The sequence below is a fragment of the Rhizobium oryziradicis genome, from assembly GCF_001939045.1.
In the GTDB taxonomy this organism is placed as follows: Bacteria; Pseudomonadota; Alphaproteobacteria; order Rhizobiales; family Rhizobiaceae; genus Allorhizobium; species Allorhizobium oryziradicis.
The window spans coordinates 798,820-817,369 of sequence record NZ_MKIM01000028.1; the positions used below are offsets into that span (position 1 = coordinate 798,820).

Annotated in this window: 14 protein-coding genes; 5 read left to right on the plus strand and 9 right to left on the minus strand. The window is 54.9% G+C overall.

From position 1 onward, the window contains the following. The first annotated feature begins 1 nt into the window (after position 1). A complete protein-coding gene (locus BJF95_RS19240) occupies positions 2-550 on the plus strand; it encodes a hypothetical protein (RefSeq protein ID WP_075641010.1) in 549 nt (182 codons plus the stop codon). A 56-nt stretch (positions 551-606) separates the two neighbouring features. Here BJF95_RS19240 and folK read toward each other — a convergent pair whose 3' ends face one another. The 3 genes from folK to folP form a co-directional block, all read right to left on the minus strand. Next, positions 607-1,140 (minus strand): 2-amino-4-hydroxy-6-hydroxymethyldihydropteridine diphosphokinase, encoded by a 534-nt coding sequence (gene folK, locus BJF95_RS19245; protein ID WP_280950452.1) that lies wholly within the window; start codon positions 1,138-1,140, stop codon positions 607-609. After that, entirely contained in the window at positions 1,124-1,492 is a 369-nt protein-coding gene (gene folB, locus BJF95_RS19250; protein ID WP_075641012.1) for a dihydroneopterin aldolase, read from the minus strand. The genes folK and folB overlap by 17 nt, the downstream gene beginning before the upstream one ends. Positions 1,493-1,707: 215 nt before the next feature. Then, positions 1,708-2,616 carry a dihydropteroate synthase gene (gene folP / locus BJF95_RS19255; RefSeq protein WP_083638909.1) on the minus strand — a complete coding sequence of 303 codons (909 nt, stop codon included), beginning with the start codon at positions 2,614-2,616 and terminating at the stop codon, positions 1,708-1,710. 91 nt (positions 2,617-2,707) lie between these two features. On the opposite strand from folP, the gene BJF95_RS19260 reads away from it, so the two are divergent. Next, positions 2,708-3,337, plus strand: a complete 630-nt coding sequence (locus BJF95_RS19260; RefSeq protein WP_075641013.1) for a DUF922 domain-containing Zn-dependent protease — start codon at positions 2,708-2,710, stop codon at positions 3,335-3,337. 431 nt (positions 3,338-3,768) lie between these two features. Here BJF95_RS19260 and BJF95_RS19265 read toward each other — a convergent pair whose 3' ends face one another. Together BJF95_RS19265 and BJF95_RS19270 are read right to left on the minus strand one after the other, a co-directional pair. After that, on the minus strand, positions 3,769-4,089 hold the full coding sequence (locus tag BJF95_RS19265) for a 2Fe-2S iron-sulfur cluster-binding protein (protein WP_075641166.1): 321 nt from the start codon (positions 4,087-4,089) through the stop codon (positions 3,769-3,771). 143 nt (positions 4,090-4,232) lie between these two features. Beyond that, entirely contained in the window at positions 4,233-4,601 is a 369-nt protein-coding gene (locus BJF95_RS19270) for an Hpt domain-containing protein (protein WP_075641014.1), read from the minus strand. Between the two features lie 464 nt (positions 4,602-5,065). On the opposite strand from BJF95_RS19270, the gene BJF95_RS19275 reads away from it, so the two are divergent. After that, entirely contained in the window at positions 5,066-12,556 is a 7,491-nt protein-coding gene (locus BJF95_RS19275) for an apolipoprotein A-IV repeat region-like domain-containing protein (protein ID WP_075641015.1), read from the plus strand. A gap of 166 nt (positions 12,557-12,722) precedes the next feature. Here the strand turns inward: BJF95_RS19275 and BJF95_RS19280 are convergent, their stop codons facing one another. After that, entirely contained in the window at positions 12,723-13,628 is a 906-nt protein-coding gene (locus tag BJF95_RS19280) for a LysR family transcriptional regulator (protein WP_075641016.1), read from the minus strand. 107 nt (positions 13,629-13,735) lie between these two features. On the opposite strand from BJF95_RS19280, the gene BJF95_RS19285 reads away from it, so the two are divergent. Further along, positions 13,736-14,932 (plus strand): MFS transporter, encoded by a 1,197-nt coding sequence (locus tag BJF95_RS19285; protein WP_075641017.1) that lies wholly within the window; start codon positions 13,736-13,738, stop codon positions 14,930-14,932. Positions 14,933-15,052: 120 nt separating this feature from the next. Here BJF95_RS19285 and BJF95_RS19290 read toward each other — a convergent pair whose 3' ends face one another. Then, positions 15,053-15,433: a DUF6481 family protein gene (locus BJF95_RS19290; RefSeq protein ID WP_075641018.1), complete on the minus strand. Its 381-nt coding sequence runs from the start codon at positions 15,431-15,433 to the stop codon at positions 15,053-15,055. Positions 15,434-15,811: 378 nt separating this feature from the next. Beyond that, positions 15,812-16,021 carry a cold-shock protein gene (locus BJF95_RS19295; RefSeq protein WP_075641019.1) on the minus strand — a complete coding sequence of 70 codons (210 nt, stop codon included), beginning with the start codon at positions 16,019-16,021 and terminating at the stop codon, positions 15,812-15,814. Between the two features lie 282 nt (positions 16,022-16,303). Here BJF95_RS19295 and BJF95_RS19300 point away from each other — a divergent pair, with 282 nt between their 5' ends. Beyond that, positions 16,304-16,708, plus strand: coding sequence for an acyl-CoA thioesterase (locus BJF95_RS19300; RefSeq protein ID WP_075641020.1), 405 nt, complete (start codon positions 16,304-16,306; stop codon positions 16,706-16,708). Positions 16,709-16,807: 99 nt separating this feature from the next. Here BJF95_RS19300 and BJF95_RS19305 read toward each other — a convergent pair whose 3' ends face one another. Further along, complete coding sequence (locus tag BJF95_RS19305; RefSeq protein ID WP_075641021.1) at positions 16,808-18,436, minus strand: CTP synthase; 1,629 nt, start codon at positions 18,434-18,436, stop codon at positions 16,808-16,810. Positions 18,437-18,550: the final 114 nt, after the last annotated feature.

Consider the following 18,550-nt stretch of genomic DNA (forward strand, 5'->3'; position numbering starts at 1 on the left):
GATGTCGCACCGTTTTTTTTCGATCCTCGGAAGCCTGTCCGCTGCTTGCGTGATTGCTTTGCCGCTTTCTTCCGCAACTGCCGCCCAAAAAGATCGTGAGTTTTTTGAATCCGCATCTGGCGTTTGGAGCGGTCCCGGTGAAATCGTCGCTGGCAAATATAAGGGTACAAAATTTAGCTGCAACCTCACAGGCGAGCCTGTTGATGGTGGCGATACCGGCATCAAGCTTGGTGGCACTTGCCGCGTTGGCGTGTTCTCGCAGCCCATGAACGCGGTTATCTCCATGAAAGGCGGCACTTACACCGGCCAATTCCTCGATGGTGCCAGCGGTAAGGGTCTCGATATTATTTCAGGCGAAGTGACTGGCAACAAAGCCGTTATGGGCATCAATCGCGCCAAATTGAATGGTGCCATGGTTGCCAGCATGCAAGACAACAAGGCGATCAATGTCACCATCTCGGTGAAGGTTGAAGAGCGCATGATCCCCGTGATCGGGCTTCGCCTCAACCGTCAGGTTGATCAAGTCGCGGTTGGCTCCATCAAGAAATAAACAGACGATCCAGACTTTTAAAAATCCCGCCGGTCAGAGATGAACGGCGGGATTTTTTATGTATCAGCTTTTTTCCACCAGTCAGCCTTGGCATTGACTTGGGTAATATCCGTTGTCTCTACGCCCTCCAGCCATTGCGCCACTGATTTTCCCGACACAATCCACTCTGCCGCAATATCTGCCAATGGCTGCAGCACAAATGCCCTCTCCAACATGCGCGGATGCGGAACAGACAGGTGCGGCTCTGCCACCACCTGATCATCGTAGAGCAAAATATCAATATCCAGTGTGCGCGGCCCCCAGCGCTCCTTGCGAACCCGCTTCATCGAGCGCTCCAGACCCAGACAGGCATCCAGCAATTGCGCCGGCGGCAATGTGGTTTTCACCAAAGCGCAGCAATTGAAAAAGTCGGCCTGATCCAGCTTGCCCCAGGGCGGCGTGCGATAGAGGCCGGAAACAGCAAAAACTGCGCAATCACCGCGCTCATTCAGCGCCTTTAGCGCAAGCGCCATCGTCAAGGCCGGATCACCAATATTGCCGCCCAACCCAAGTGCTGCCGTCGCAGCGCAACACTCATTTATGGTGGTCAACGGAAACCTCAACATAATCCAGCATGCCGGTAATCGGCGCACTGGGTTTGCGCACCGTGATCTTGGCGCGCACAATGGGCTCAAACCGCGCGCAGAGTGACTTGGCAATGTCCAGCGCCAAAGCCTCAATCAAATAGCGGCGCTTGCCCGTGACAATTTCTTCGATCACGTTGAAGGCCACGCCGTAATCCACGGTACCAGATAGTTCGTCGGTTTCCAGCGCTTCAGAAAACAACACTTCCAATTCAGCATCGACAAAAAAACGCTGACCAAGAAACTCTTCCTGTTCATGAAAACCGTGGCGGGCAAAAAATCCGCAATTCTTCAAGGTGATTTTATAAACATCCGCCATTGAGCCATCCTTCCGCAGCGCCGCGCATCAACGCACAATCCACCGCCCTCGTTTAGGCTGTATCAAGTTCAGATTAAACCGGACAAAGCCTCATTTTTTCATTTTCACTTGGTTTTTCCAAAAAAGCCGGTGATCGCAGACCGCTGATACGGTTTCACTCATATTTTGGCGCATGCGCACTGTCGTTTCATCGAGGACAATGAGTGCGACATGCTCTAAATCCGGGCTTGCGCTGCCAACATCGCATCGGCAACCGCCAAAGCATCCCGATTGACCTTCACATTATGCACGCGAAACACGCTTGCGCCCTTCATGCGCAGCAACACAGAGGTGGCAGCCGTTGCATAATCGCGCTCAGCGGCATCACGCCCGCTCAATGTGCCCAAAAACCGCTTGCGCGACGTGCCCACCAGCAGCGGAAACCCAAGACCATGCAACTCTTCAAAACGCGCCATCAGATCCATGTTCGTCTCAACCGTTTCCTTGGCAAAGCCAAAGCCCGGATCAAGCGTGATCGTTGCGGGCAACACCTGAGCAGCCGCGGCAATGGCCAGCGAATTTTGGAAGAAGAGATTTTGATCAGCAATCGGGTCGGCAAGAACCTCGCGACCTCGCCCCGTATGCATCATGCAAATACCAGCACGAACATTGGCTGCAACCGCAGCAATCTCCGGCTCTCGTTGCAAACCATAGACATCATTGATGATGTGCGCGCCCGCCGTGAGCGCCAATCTGGCTGTCTCTGCCCGGTAGGTATCGATTGAAATCAAAGCATCCGTCTGTTTGGCAAGAGCCTCGATGACGGGCAACACCCGATCCTGCTCTTGCGCTGCCGATACTGGCTCGGCCCCCGGACGGGTGGATTCTCCGCCAATATCGAGAATATCGGCCCCCTCTTCCAGGCAGCGCAACCCAAAGCTGACGGCATCTTCGACTGCCACATGATCACCGCCGTCTGAGAAGGAATCTGGCGTAACATTGACAATTGCCATCAGCCGCGCCTTCCCGCCAAGCGTGAGCGTGCGTCCATGGGCCAACAGCCAATCCCGGTCTGCAATCTTCACAATCTCTTCCTTACCCAAAGCCGTCACCGCACCGAATAAAGCAAACCGCGCAATGGACATAAAGTTTTACCAAATCCAGGCGCGTTCTTGTTTGACCTGCTGCGCTCTATGCACCAAAGTAGATGGAGTTTCAATGTGATGGATGCGATCTATGATAAAAGCAAGCGGTGTCTCAACCTCTCTCACGCTTGCCCTTTTAACGCTCGTCACGACACCTGCTTTTGTTGCACAACAGGCCAACGCCCAAACAATCGTACATAAATCCATCCGCTACTTCTCCATTGGCGGCAAGACCGCAGCTGAGCTTGATCGGCAATTGGAGACCAAAGGACCGCACACCCAAACCACCGGCAGCCGCCATCCCGGAGCCACCAAAATCAAATTTGGCGGCACAATGGACTACGTTCAACAAGGCGGCCGCTGCAAAATCGGTGACATAAAGGTCAAAGTTGCCATCACCCTTATCCTGCCAAAGTGGACAAACCGGCACAGGACCAATTCGGAACTTGCCCTGATATGGGACACTTTATCCTCCGATATCAAGCGGCACGAAGAGCGCCACGCGGAGATCGCAACGCAGCATGCAAGAGATCTCGACCGACGGCTCAAGGCGCTGCCGTCTGCCACAAACTGTCAGGTGTTGGCGCAAAAAGTCTCGGCGTTAACCGATCAGGTAACAGACGAGCACGACGCTGATCAATTGCGGTTTGACCGGATAGAGGCCATCAATTTCAACGCCCGAATTTTGCGCTTGCTTCATAACCGCATGCCAAAGCATTAAACAGCCATCCGCAAAAGCCTTTCTGACGACAGGAAGAGCGGGCCCGCGCCACAACATCAGCATTTCACAAAATGCTCTGGTCCAAAGCGACGGGTGTCAAGCTTCCAATGGTGGGAAATGACCCATTATTTCTTGCAGTATGACGTTAAGCAAATCTAATATATAAAGTTATTCATGAAATTGCATAGAGCATCGGCCGAAAAATAGGATCCGGTTTTCGGATCAAGCCGATGCGTAAACATAAACTGAGAGCATCGCGTCCGATTTTTGATCCGGTGCTCCAGCGTGTTCAGCATTCAGTTCAGTCTGTGTTGAGTTCCATCTGTTTCCCCGGTGCGTGCAAGGCTTGCAAGAATCCCTCCCATTGCACACCACAATCGCACCAAATTGGCCTCGCTCCTCTGATGAGGAGCGAGGCATTTTTTAGCGCGTTAAGCTTGGCGCTCCGGCACATGCACAACCAGACCGTCTAACGCCGGAGCCACTTTGATTTGACAGGATAGCCGAGAATTGGGCCGCACATCGGCTGCAAAATCCAACATATCCTCTTCCATTGGCGCAGGGCCGCCAACCTTTTCCACCCACGTTTCATCAACATAGACATGACAGGTGGCACAGGCGCACGCACCGCCACATTCCGCATCAATACCCGGAACCGAGTTGCGCACTGCATTTTCCATGACCGTCGAACCATCAGCGGCATCGAAATCGTAACGGGTGCCGTCAAAGGCAATAATGGTCAGTTTTGTCATTTTTGCTGTCCGCAGGTTAGATTCATTCAAACACATCCGTCTTCCAACAAATCCACAAATCAGTCAACCGACAGCCAAATGCAAAAACCCGCGCCATCCATGGCGCACGAAGCTGCAAGCATACGTTAAAGTTGCAAGCCTGATCAGACGCGGCAAATCTTGAGGATAAAATGCTCGGTTTCAACCACCGCCAATGTCACAGCCGCAATACGCGCTGCATCCCCGCCGTGCTCTTCTATCGCGCCTGCAGCGCTGACCACGTGAAATGCACCAATGGCACTGGCTGCACCCTTGAGGCGATGGGCAATCGCCTTTTGATCGGCATCACTTTCCGTCAAAGCCTGCAAGCATTTGCGTGCCTGCTTGGCAAACAATTGCAGCACCTCGATCTCAAGCTCTTTGTCGCCCATGGTTTGTGACGCAAGATGGGGCAAATCGATAGGACTTGCCTTGCACGGACCATAGCCGTTTTCAACTTCTGGTGCCTCGAAGGCAATGTTTATGGCCACCATGATCCGCACGATCCTTATTGTTCTACTTTGCTCATTCAAGCATTGCGGTCAATCGTGGGATTACGGTTAAATTTTGGCTGGGCCAGGCGAAAAAATGCTCATATGGTTAATTTTCTCCAATTGCCATATAAATCTGCATTTTTGCCCGCTTTCTTGCTTTAAATTGTGTTAATAAGCCAACTATCCCCTTAGGATAAGGCTTGGCGTTAATTGTATCATAATAGGGAATGTGTCACTACGGAACGGTTAGAAGGGCAGAACGCGCCCAAGCTTTGCGACTGCGCCTCTGTGATGCTATGGATATCCGTTGCATGACACGCGTATAAGAAGAGTGATGCGTGATCTGCTAAAATTCAAGCCAAGTGGCAATGGCTGAATGATCATGGTGTTAGCCGCGTTTGCCGGGCCTCAAAAGCGATCCGGTCAGGCAAAGCGGCCTGAGTAGGCGTAAACGAGGCGTACCTATGGCGAACAAAAAGACAAGCGAGTCGATTGACGATAGCGCTTTCCAGGCCCTCGAGGCAGCCCTGAGGATCGACTTCGAAAACGAAGACGATACGGCAGCGTATAGCGCCAGTTCTGAATCCGCGGAGGCGAAAGTGTCCGAGAGCCTGAAGCAAAGCAAGTCTGTGCAACGCGCCGATGCCGCTCTTCGCGAAAAGGAGCAGGCCGCCAAGCGCGCCAGCACCGCAGCGCCTCAGGCACCCGCTGCCAAGCCCGTGCCCCCTCGCCCGCAGTCCAAAGCTGCAAAACACCCAGCCATGGCACCGGCGGAGCCCGCACCAAAATCACCTTTGCTCGCCCCTGCCAATGATACATCGCGCCGCGCGCCATCAACGCTTTTGAAATCGCTGGACGGCGGCTCCATGAAGAGCGCCATGCGTAACGCCAGCATTGTTTCGCTGGTCTGGGGCATCGGCGGTTTCACCCTAACCCAATTGCTGTATAGCTCCACCATGTGGAGCGGTGGCCTGGCAGGCCTGTTTGCCAACCCCGGCATTATTGCCATTTTGGTCGGCACTGTTTTGCCGATTTTCGTCTTCTTCTCCTTCGCCATCATGATGTCGCGCGCTCAGGACATGCGCAACGCAGCCCGCTCCATGGCCGAGGTGGCTTTGCGTCTGTCCGAGCCTGAAACGGCTTCAAGTGATCGCATGCTGTCGATCAGCCAGGCTGTGCGGCGCGAAGTCTCTGCCATGAATGAAGGTATCGAGCGAACAATCGCCCGTGCCACAGAGCTTGAAGCGCTGGTGCAGAACGAAGTCAGCGCGCTGGAGCGCAGCTATTCGGACAATGAAACACGCGTTCGCAATCTAGTAAAAGAGCTGTCTGCCGAGCGTGACGCCATTGTCAACCACGCAGACCGGGTTCGCTCGTCCATTCTCGGTGCCCATGACCAACTCAAGGAAGATCTGTCGCTGACGACCGAGGAAATCGGCATTCGCCTTTCCACCTCGGGCGAAGCCTTTGCAACGCAGATGGACTCACGCGTTACAGCCATTGTTGAAAAGTCTGCAACGGCTGCCGACACGCTCGGCTCGCTTCTGTCTGCAAAGACGGACGATATGGTGCAGACGGTCAGCGCCGCCGGCTTCTCGCTGTCCACAGAGCTTGATGGCCGCCTCCAGAATTTGACAAGCTCCATGTCGAACCATGGCGAAGAGATTTTGCGCCAGTTTGAGACCCGTGCATCGACGCTCGACGCCAGCACTGAGAAGCTCAATAGTGCGCTGAGCGAACGCGCCAAACAGCTCAACGAAACCCTAGTGGCGCGCACCAAGGAAATTGCTCAGGGCTTCACCCAGGGCGAAACGATCATTTCCAGCAGTCTGGATTCCGCGCTGGAGCGTTTGAATACGTCTCTGGATCAGAAATCGGAAGCCTTTACCCGCAGCCTGCAATCCAACGCCGAAGATGCGCTGGTTGATATTGATCTTCGCGCCGGTCTGTTTGAAGACCGGATGCAGTCGACGATTGGTCAAGTCAACGCCAGCTTTGATCAGCGTATGACGCAGTTCACCGATGCGTTTGATCAGCGAGCAGGAACGCTGGACGAAAAGCTCACAGGCAGCCTTTCTCGTCTCAACGAGACGCTTGCCCATGGCTCTGACGCCATTGATGGTGCAATGAACAGCTCGATCGAGCGTCTCGGCAACACCATGAACGACCAGTCGCTGGCGATTGCCATGACACTGGGCAACGGTCAGGATGTTATGAATGAAGCGCTTTCCAGCCACTCCCGCGAGTTGGCCGAAGCGCTGGAGCGCCGCCGTCAGGAACTTGACGAGACAATTTCGCAAGCACAATTGCGCATTGATCAAATCATGGCAGAGCGCGCTGGTGCTCTGACCGAATCTCTGAACGAATCTCAGAAGCGGTTTGATGATACACTCGGCAGCCGTTCCGAAGCGGTTATCAGCCAGCTCACGGGCAGCCACGATCGTATCTCCGATATGCTCCAGAATGCTTCTTCCGGCATTATTGAAGCTGTATCGTCCTCGGAAGGACGGCTTGCCGAAACGCTGGATCGCAAAGCGCAGACGATTATTGACGCTGCAAATGGTGCGGATTCGCGCATTGAAGCCTCTTTGAACGACAAGGCAGACATCATTCGTGCCGCTTATGAAGAGAGCGAAGCACGGTTGAACAAAACGCTGGATGCCAAGGTTGAGCAAATCACCGACGCCGCCACCGATGCCGATCTGCGTATTGAAATGGCTATTGGTTCCAAGGCTGATGATATCCGCGCCGCTTATGAAGCCGGTCAGGCCCGTCTGGGCCAGACGCTTGATACCAAGATTGAACAATTGAGCGACGTGGCGACCGAAGCCGATATGCGCATCGAAATGGCCATTGGTTCCAAGGCTGACGACATCCGCGCCGCTTATGAGGCCGGTCAGGCACGTCTTGGCGAAACGCTTGATACCAAGATTGAACAGTTGAGCGAAGTGGCAACCGAGGCCGATATGCGCATCGAGTTGGCCATTGGTTCCAAGGCTGACGACATCCGTGCCGCTTATGAGGCTGGTCAGGCACGTCTTGGCGAAACGCTTGATACCAAGATTGAACAGTTGAGCGATGTGGCAACCGAAGCTGATATGCGTATCGAGCTCGCCCTTGGCAGCAAGGTCGATGCGATCCGCTCGGTTTACGAAGACAGCGAAGCGCGCCTTGCTGGCACCATCGATGCCAAGGTCAATCTGCTGTCCGAGACCGTGGACAATGCCGGCAATCGTCTTGAACAGGCTATTGGCAACAAAGCTGACAGCATTCGCGCTGCCTATGAAGAGAGCGAAGCACGGCTGAACAAAACGCTGGATGCCAAGGTTGAGCAAATCACCGATGCTGCCACTGATGCCGATTTGCGCATTGAAATGGCCATTGGTGCCAAGGCCGACGATATCCGCACTGCTTATGAGGCCGGTCAGGTCCGCTTTAGCCAGACGCTTGATACCAAGATCGAACAGCTGAGCGATGCGGCAACGGAAGCAGACATGCGTATTGAGCTTGCTCTTGGCAGCAAGGTCGATGCCATCCGCTCGGTTTACGAAGACAGCGAAGCGCGCCTTGCTGGCACTATTGATGCCAAGGTCAACCAGCTGTCCGAAACCGTGGACAATGCGGGAAGCAGACTTGAGCAGGCCATTGGCGCGAAAGCGGATTCCATTCGTAACGCCTATGAAGAAAGTGAAGCGCGGCTCACCCGCACGCTGGATGCCAAGGTGGATCAAATCACCGATGCGGCCACCGAAGCCGATATGCGCATTGAGCTTGCCCTTGGCACGAAAATGGACGCCATCCGTGCGGTCTATGACGACAGCGAAGGCCGCCTCAAAGGCACCATTGATGCCAAGCTGAGCGAACTGACCCAGACCCTCGGCAGTGCAGATGCACAGATCGAGCAGGCATTCGGCTCCAAGGCGGACCAGATCAGCGCCGCCTATGAGGCAGGTCAGGCCCGTCTGGATAAAACGCTGGACAGCAAAATCGAGCAATTGACCGATGTTGCAACCGAAGCCGACATGCGCATCGAATTCGCCCTTGGCAGCAAGGTGGATGCCATCCGCTCGGTTTACGAAGACAGCGAAGCGCGCCTTGCCAGCACCATCGATTCCAAGGTCAACATGCTGGTTGAAACCGTTGGCAATGCCGATGCGCAGATCACACAAGCATTGGGCTCCAAGGCAGAGCAAATCAGCGCCGCCTATGAAATAGGCCAGAGCAATCTGAACAAGACGCTCGATAACAAAATCGAGCAATTGACCGATGTCGCGACAGACGCCGATATACGGATTGAAATGGCGTTGGGCGGCAAAGTCGATGCGATCAAGGCTGCTTATGCCACAGGCCAGGCCGAGTTCGATAAAACGCTCAACAACAAGATTGAGCAATTGACCGACGCTGCCACAGAAGCTGATATGCGGATCGAATTCGCCCTTGGCAGCAAGGTTGATGCCATCCGCACGGTTTACGAAGACAGTGAAGCGCGTCTTGCAGGTACAATCGATTCCAAGGTCAATCAGCTGGTTGAAACTGTGGGGCAAGCCGATAGCCGATTGGAGCAATCGCTTGGCGCAAAGGCCGAGCAGATCCGCGCGGCCTATGAGACAAACCACGATCGCCTTACCTCCCTGCTCGACGGTCGCGTTGAGCAGTTGATGGATACAGCCGCTGAAGCCGATCTGCGTCTGGCACTGTCCTTTGGTGGCAGAGCGGATGATATTCGCGCGGCCTATCAAGAAAATCAGGGTCGCCTCGACCAGTCTTTGGAAGCCTATTCCACTCGTCTGGCAGAAACACTCAACACCTCAACCGACCGCGTCGACAGCCTGCTGGGCTCTGGCGTGTCGCGCATTGAGGACGGCTTGCACAGCAGTGTGTCGCGCCTTGCAACCACGCTGGACGAAAACCACACGCGCATCAGCCAAACGCTCAATGATCGCGGCGGCGCGATTGCGACGGCGCTTCAGGACGCCAGCACCAAGCTCGAAGACATTCTCTCCGACCAGGGCATGGCAATTGGCACATCCATCGCCGCCAGCGCTGGCATGTTGGAAATGACGCTGGAAGAGCAGCAGAAAAATCTGCGCGAAACCATCGATACCAGCGGTCGAGAGTTGCAGGACCGTCTACGCGGGTCTGCCGGTGCAATCGCATCCGAATTTGGCGAGACGGCGCGGGAAATCACCCGTACGGCCGACGAATTCTCGACCCGTGTGGAAAACACCCTGACCGGCGTGACCGATCGCTTGAGCGAAACGGGCAACCGTATGGAAACCAGTCTTAACAGTCTGGAAAGCCGGATCAGCAGCAGCATCGAAACCGTTGACCTCAAGGTGTCGTCTGCGGGCGAAACCGTCGCTGCCAAACTCTCCGAAAAAGTCTCGGATCTCGAACGCGTCAGCGCCGATGCAACGCAAAAGATCGAACAAACCCTTGGCACAGCTACGCAACGGGTTGCCGATACGCTGGATAGCCGCACATCGATCATTGATGAGCGTCTTTCAACCATGGACCGCGCGCTGAATGTTGGTCTGCAAAATGTGAACAACACGATTGAAGGCAAAGCTGCGGGTCTTGCCACATCCCTGCGCGAAGCCGTCATGGATGCCACCCGCGAAATCGACGCCGAAGCGCAAAAATCTGCCGAGTTGCTCAGCCGTACTGGAGAGCAATTCACAACATCTGTGAGCGCCAGGAACGAAGAATTCTCGCGCTCTGTGCTGGAGCAATCCGACAGCCTCGCGCGCCGTATCAGCGAAACCCAAAACCGCCTTGCCGGTCAGGGTGCGCAGCTTGCCCAGAGCTTCTCGGAAGCAGGTGACGCCATTGTTCGCAAGGTTGCCGATGCACAAACGACAATGTCAACGCAGGCTGGCAGCATTGCAGCCGCACTGAGCGACGCCGAAAAAGCCCTTGAAGCCCGCGGCGGTGCCCTGCAAGCCAACCTTTCCAACACAACAGCAGAATTTTCCTCTGCGCTGGATAGTGCCGACAAGGCACTGGAAGCACGCAGCAGCGCCATCCGCACCACGCTGGATGAACGCACACGCGAGTTGAATTCGATGCTGGCTGGTCGCTCCTCTGAGCTTGCACGCCTGATTGAAGAAAACGCCAAGCCAACGGTTGAGCAGTTCTCGCAAATCGGCCGTGATGCTGCGGAACGGATCGCGCAAGCGGCGGAGCAAAGCGCCAATCGTCTGCGTCAGGAAAATACGCAGCTGACGGACGCCCTCACCGCGCGTGCAGCCAAAGCTGCCGAGCAAATGAATGTGACAGAACAGACATTGGCCAACACAGCAGGCCACATGATCAATCGCCTCACAGAAACCAACGAGACGCTTTCTGCCGTTGTCTCGCAGGCCTCGCAGTCCATGGCTGAAGCGGACCGGCAGTTTGGCGCGACAACAGATCGCCTGGCGGCCACCGCCAGCAAGGCAGCAGATGTTCTTGGCAGCTCCGGACGTTTGCTGGAAAGCAATCTGGAACGCCTCACCAATGCCTCCGAGCAGGCCTTGTCACAGGTCACCGGCATTGTTGGCCGGTTTGGCGATCACGCCAAGGTGCTGGGTCAGGCATCGGATCTTCTGGCAGCGGCGCAATCCAATCTCGCTGGCACACTGGAAGAACGCCAACAGGCGCTGCGCGATTTGTCGATCGGCATCGTAAAGCGCTCCGAAGAAATCGAAAACACCATGAAGTCTCTGGCAGGCATGGTGGATGGCGCGTTTGATCAGGTTGAGCAACGCTCAAATCAGGTCGCAGGCAATCTTCGCCACGGCATCGAAACTTCCTTTGCCGACATTGGCCAGATCCTCGGTGAAACCGAGCAGAAGGCAAAGACCACGGCCGATTCCATGCGCGGTGCGCTGCTCTCTGCCGGTGAAGAAGCCACACGTTCGATCGAGCAGACACTCGGCACTGCCGAGCAGCGCTCGACAGACCTTGCAAATCGTCTGCGTGACGGCCTCTCGTCTTCGCTCAGTGATGTTGATCGCATCTTGACCGAAGCCGGTCAAAAGTCTGATGGCACAGCAAAGCACATGCGCGAAGCCATCCGCTCAACGGTGGAAGATGCACTTGGTCGTTTCTCTGGTGCGACCAACGAAATCCGTCGCTCCGCGCAGGAAATTCGCAACGAGCTGGATTTGACCCGCTCAGAATTGAAGCGCGGTGCCTTCGATCTGCCAGAAGAAGCGAAAGAAAGCGCCAGCGCCATGCGTCGGGCTGTCGCCGAGCAAATCAAGGCCTTGCAGGACATTTCGCAGCTGGTCGGACGTAGTGCGCAGCAGATGGAAATTTCCCAGCCTGCCCCACGCGCAACGCCTGTCAAGCCAGCGGCACCTGCTCCCAGAGCGGCAGCACCTGCGCAACAGACGAGAGCGACACCTGTTGCGCCGCCACGCCAGACACCGGCGCAACAGCTTGGCCTGCGGGGCAACCTGCCGATCGATCAGGCACCAGCCCCATCAGGTGCCGGTGAGCAGTCTGGCGGCTGGATCAGCGATCTTCTGCGCGGTGCATCATTGGAAGAGCAGACCGGCACCTCCACAAACCGGGCGCGCCCGGCGGCTGACGCTCCACGCAGCAATGACGCCCGCAATCCACGCCATATGGTCGAGTCTCTCAACTCGCTGTCCGTGGACATTGCCCGCGCCATCGACCACGACGCCTCTGTGGACCTGTGGCGTCGGTATCAGCGTGGCGAGCGTGACGTCTTTACCCGTCGTCTCTACACCCTGAAGGGTCAGCAGACCTTTGATGAAATCCAGCGTAAATATGATCGCGAGCCGGAATTCCGCACCGCCGTTGATCGCTATATCGCTGATTTTGAAAAATTGCTGTCTGATGTTGCCAAAACCGACCGTGACAAGTCGATCACGCAATCCTACCTCACCTCGGACACCGGTAAGGTCTACACCATGCTGGCGCACGCGGCAGGCCGGTTCACCTGATAACCGAATTGCAAGACACTCAAAACCGGGGCTTTCGCTCCGGTTTTTTGTTGCGCGCACTTGTTGCCCATAAAAGGCTCACAGCGACACTGAATATCCGCGGCATCATTTATTGGACCGATTGCGAAACGTTCCACTCGTCGGGATTGGTGGAAGTCGCAGTCCGCTACCTGATCCTGAGGGAATGCGACAGCATCTCGATTGTCGCATCAATTTTAGGGCTCAGTTGGCGTGCACGCGGCCAAACCAGATAGAGCGGCAAACCGTCCGCAGCCATCTGGGGCATAATCTCGACAAGCTCACCGGTTTCCAACGCATCCTGGATCAACCACGTCGCCAGCTGCGCAACGCCCAAACCTGCCTTGACGGCGGCAACTTGGGCCTCGGCACTGCCCAATGCAAGCCTACCTTCAATCGATTTGCTCTCAACCAAGCCATGCTCAGTCGCAACGCGCCAAGGCATGGTCGTGCCATCCGGCCGGCCATATAAAATGGCCATCCCATTCAGATCATCAAATGAATGAGGAGTACCGCAACGCGCCAGAAACGAGGGTGCAGCACAGATGATGAGCTTCTCCTGGCCCAAATACCGCCTGCCCAACGCCTCCGGCCAGACCTCCGAGGCTGTGATGCGGACAGCAACATCAACACTTTCCTCTACCACATCAACAAAGCGATCGGTAAAATGAACCTCCGGCCTTAATCCCGGATGCATTTCAGCGAGCGCAAGAATAATCGGCATAACCCGCATATGACCAAATGCGACGGGAACGTTGATCTTCAATCTACCGACAGGCTCACGATCATGAGCCACCATCACCGCTTCTGCTTCGGCCAAGTCAGCGAGTGCACGCGAGCATATGGCATAAAAGGCCTCACCAGCATCGGTCAGCGCCAAGCGCCGGGTGGTGCGCTCAAACAGCCGCTGCCCAAGCCGCGCCTCCAAGCGCGCGACACTCTTGCCAATAGCCGAATTGGTTAAATTGAGACGACGAGCAGCAGCTGTAAAACTCCCCGTCTGCGCCGCTTGCACAAAGGCCTCAATACCCTTCAACCGCTCCGTCTCAAACATACAATCTCGCTATTGTGGAATTGATGTCCATAGATACTGGAAAAATCACCGCAAGACGAGATCTATGATCCACATTATTGAATGCTCCAAGCATTTGGAGAGAAAACATGTCAATCAACCTTTCGTGTCAATCAGCAGCAGGCCAAAGATCCAGCGGCGGCATTTCCGTCATTTTTCTAGCCGTCTCTGCTTTTCTCATCGTCACGACGGAATTCATCATTGTCGGCATGCTGCCAGGCCTCGCCCGCGATTTGGGCATCTCCGTCTCCGCAGCGGGACAACTCGTGACGCTCTTTGCCTTCACGGTCATGCTTGCCGGTCCCTTTCTCACGGCGATGGTGTCGCATTTTGAGCGCAAGCGGCTCTTCGTGTCGATCTTGGCGCTTTTTGCCATATCCAATGCCATCGCCGCATTGGCACCCAATATCTGGGTGCTGGGCATCGGACGGTTTATACCGGCCTTGGCTTTGCCCGTGTTTTGGGGCACCGCGAGCGAAACAGCAGGACAACTGGCGGGATCAAAGCGCGCCAGCAAAGCCATCGCGCAGGTCTATATGGGGATTGCTGCAGCCATGGTCCTGGGTATTCCGTTGGGCACGTTGATTGCTGATGCCTTGGGCTGGCGAGGAACGTTCTGGACCCTTGCCGCGCTCTCGCTCTTAATGGCAATTCTCCTGGGATTCTTCATGCCAACCATGGCGAAGCCAGAAAAAATGAGTGCGCTGGCACAAGCGCAAATCCTGAAAGACCCATTTTTTCGCGGAAATATCATACTGTCAGTCGTGGTCTTCACGGCTATGTTCACAGCCTACACCTATCTCGCCGATATCCTCGAAACGATGGCAGGCGTGCCTTCAGCCCAAGTGGGTTGGTGGCTGATGGGATTTGGTTTATTTGGCCTGATCGGAAATTGGCTGGGAGGCAATATGGTGGAGCGCGGGCCCGTTATGGCGACAGGCGTTGCCACCATGGTTCTCGCGGGCGGAATGATCGCCGCGACAGCCTTTTCATCGTCTCATATTCTGCTCATTCCAGCACTTGCAGCCTGGGGCATCGCCAATACAGCGCTCTATCCGATTTGCCAGATACGGGTGATGAAAGCCGCATCCCACGCCCAGGCGCTTGCGGGTACACTCAATGTGTCCATGGCCAATGCAGGCATTGGCCTGGGCGCGCTCATAGGCGGGGCAGTCATTCAGCGCTGGAGTCTGTCTAACCTTGGCTATGTCGCCGCAGCGATTGCCTTGATGGCAATTCTCATATCGGTACATGTCGCGCGGCTCAAACCCCATATCGCGACGTAGGACGATTGCAGTATTTGTTCAATCGGAACCGATCTGAGGTGAACTTATGCAGCAGATCGAAAAACCGACAAAAAGCCTTTGTGCGCCAGAGATGGCGCACAGCATTCTCACGCGCTTGATTTACGCTTGGCGCGCCTTGCGATTGGCATAACGTTTGTCACGCTCGGCCTTCCGTGCCGCTTCGTCATCCAGGACGCGCGCAATACGGTTCTTGTCGGCCAGTTCACGAGCCAGATTTTCAGCATTCGCTTCAGCTTCCAGAGCAGCTTCGCGCTCCACGGCTTCAGCTTCAAGGCGAATTTTCTCATCAATCTTCGCCTGTTTGCGTTCTGCTTGCCGGGCGTCGCGCGCTTCGGCAATTGCAACCCGCTCAGCACGCTTTGCTTCGCGGGCTGGATCAACAGCAGAATGGACTGCCCGAAAAGCAGCTAACTGAGCAGCTTTTGCATCGGTCGCAGTGACGCGTCTGTCGTGAAGTTCATTATTTTTGACGTTTTTCAAATCTCTATTCCAGTTGAAATGTCATTCCGAATAAATTTCCGGGATCTGACATATTTTGAAAGTGGCGAGCCGATAGACAAATTTTTGTCTCGCAACTCTTGGCAAGGCACACTGCACTTAACCTGAAGCATCGGACCGAAAAGCGGGAAGCGGTTTTCGAATAAATCCGATGCGAAAACATAAACTTGGAGCATCGCGCTCAAAATCGGAATTGGTCCGATGTTTTAGAGCGCGTGCGCCATGTGTGGCGCGCCACAGAACACCTGAACGCGCAGTCGCACATATAAAAAAAGGCCAGGCTAGTCGCCTGACCTCAGATTGGTTTCATGCCTTCAACAATGCCAGTACATCCGTGGTCAAAGGAAAGCCGAGACCGAATTAAGCAGCCTGAAGGTTGCAAGCCGACATCTTGCCGGACTTGTTGTCACGCTCGAGATCGTAGGAAACCTTCTGGCCTTCAACGATTTCGCGCATGCCAGCGCGCTCTACAGCAGAAATATGCACGAATGCATCTTCGCCGCCGTTGTCAGGCTGAATGAAGCCGAAGCCTTTTGTGGAATTAAACCATTTAACTGTGCCAGTGGTCATGATGAACCCTTTCATAGCAATATAAGTGCCCACAACGCGGATGCGCTGCGGATCAAGGTAACGATTGTTTTAAAGGGAGGGTTCGTTAAGGGCGCGGTGCTAATCGCGCAACAACCAAAGCTCAGCAAGAAAATATCGATGTGCTATCAATAGAGCCTGTGCGCAGATATGTCAACTTTTAATTTTCCTCAAAAGAGAAATACGATTTTCAGTTGTTTCACGCAGCAATATCGCCCCATCGTCGGCATTGAATCATCGGGATGGTCAACCTATTTCCTAACAATGACCCCAGCACCGATACCCACCTATCATTACCCTATATCGATCTCACCCGGTGACATCGACCACATGGGCCATGTCAACAATGCCGTATACCTTCAGTGGGTACAGGAAGCCGTTGTGAGCTATTGGGAGCACGGATCCACGCTGGAGGCACGAGAGCAAATGCTCTGGGTCGCGCTGAAGCATGAAATATCCTACCGAATGCCGGTTTTTCTCAATGACCACGTTGAGGCACAGGTGACGGCCACAGGCACACACGGTTCAAGGGCATCCTTTACCACCCTGTTCAAGCGCGGCGATGATCTTGCAACAGAGGTTCGAAGCTCGTGGTGCTGTGTCGATGTCACCACACGACGGCCGCGTCGCATCTCGCCCGATATCGCCAATATATTTTTGCCTCAATAGAGCCTCCGGGCCGTTGCAGGCACCCCGCCGCCCTGAAATTAAGACGAAAAAACCCGCCTCTAAGGCGGGTTTTTGATTCTTCCTATAAGCCTGACGGACTTAAACCAGCCTGCTCTGCTCAAGGGCCGCTTCCACAAAGCTCTTGAACAAAGGATGTGGATCAAGCGGACGAGACTTCAGTTCTGGATGATATTGCACACCCACAAACCACGGATGATCCGGATATTCCACCGTTTCCGGCAAAAGACCATCTGGAGACATGCCCGCAAAAACCAGGCCACAATTTTCCAGCCGTTCCTTGTAGTCCACGTTCACTTCATAGCGATGGCGGTGACGCTCTGAAATCTCGGTAGAGCCATAGATGTCGGCAATACGAGAATTTTTCTTCAACGCCGCCTTATAGGCACCAAGACGCATGGTTCCGCCAAGATCGCCCGCGCTTGAGCGCTTTTCAAGCGCATTGCCCTTCATCCATTCGGTCATCAAGCCAACGACAGGCTCCGAGGTCTGACCAAACTCGGTCGAGGATGCCTCTTCAATGCCCGCCAGATGACGCGCCGCTTCCACCACAGCCATCTGCATACCAAAGCAAATGCCGAAGTAAGGAACCTTGCGCTCACGCGCAAATTGGGCTGCCAGAATCTTGCCTTCCGAGCCGCGCTCGCCAAAGCCGCCGGGCACCAGAATGCCGTGAACCTTCTCCAGATAAGGAGCCGGATCTTCCTTTTCAAAGACCTCGGATTCGATCCACTCAAGCTTGACCTTCACATGGTTGGCAATGCCGCCATGGTGAAGCGCTTCGATCAGCGATTTATAGGCATCTTTGAGGCCGGTGTATTTGCCAACGATGGCAATGGTAACCTCGCCCTCAGGTGTGTGAATGCGGTTGGATACTTCTTCCCACGCATCAAGACGGGGCTTCGGTGCTGGCTCAATGCCAAAGGCGGCCAACACTTCGCTGTCCAGACCTTCCTTGTGGTAGGCCATGGGCACGTCATAGATATTGGCAACATCCAGCGCCTGAATGACCGCAGACGGACGCACGTTGCAAAACAGCGACAGCTTGCGACGCTCTGGCTCAGGAATTTCCCGATCCGCACGCACCAGCAGAATATCAGGATGAATACCAAGAGCCTGCAATTCCTTTACAGAATGCTGCGTTGGCTTGGTTTTCAACTCGCCTGCTGCCGGAATGTAAGGCATCAAGGTCAAATGCACATAGATTGCAGTGCCGCGCGGCAGCTCATTGCCGAGTTGGCGAATGGCTTCCACAAAAGGCATGGCTTCAATATCGCCGACCGTGCCGCCGATTTCGCAGATCACGAAATCATAGTCACTATTGCCTTCAACCACGAAATCTTTGATTTCGTTGGTCACATGCGGAATCACCTGAACGGTTGCGCCGAGATAGTCTCCGCGCCGTTCCTTATCGATGATATTCTTGTAAATGCGACCTGTGGTGATGTTATCGGTCTTGGTAGCCGATCGACCTGTGAAACGCTCGTAGTGTCCAAGGTCAAGGTCTGTTTCTGCGCCGTCGTCGGTCACAAAAACTTCGCCGTGTTGAGTCGGGCTCATGGTGCCCGGGTCAACGTTGAGATAGGGGTCCAGTTTGCGCAGTCGCACGCGGTAACCACGTGCCTGTAACAAAGCCCCGAGAGCCGCAGCCGCTATTCCCTTACCAAGAGAGGAAACCACGCCGCCTGTGATGAAAACATATCGCGCCATGGGATTCACCGGATACCGTTTCAAATTCGATTCCGCCAGCCCTAAAATGCAAAGAGACGACGAAATACACACAAACAAACAAAAACCGGCGAGCTGAAAAGCTCGCCGGAGCGA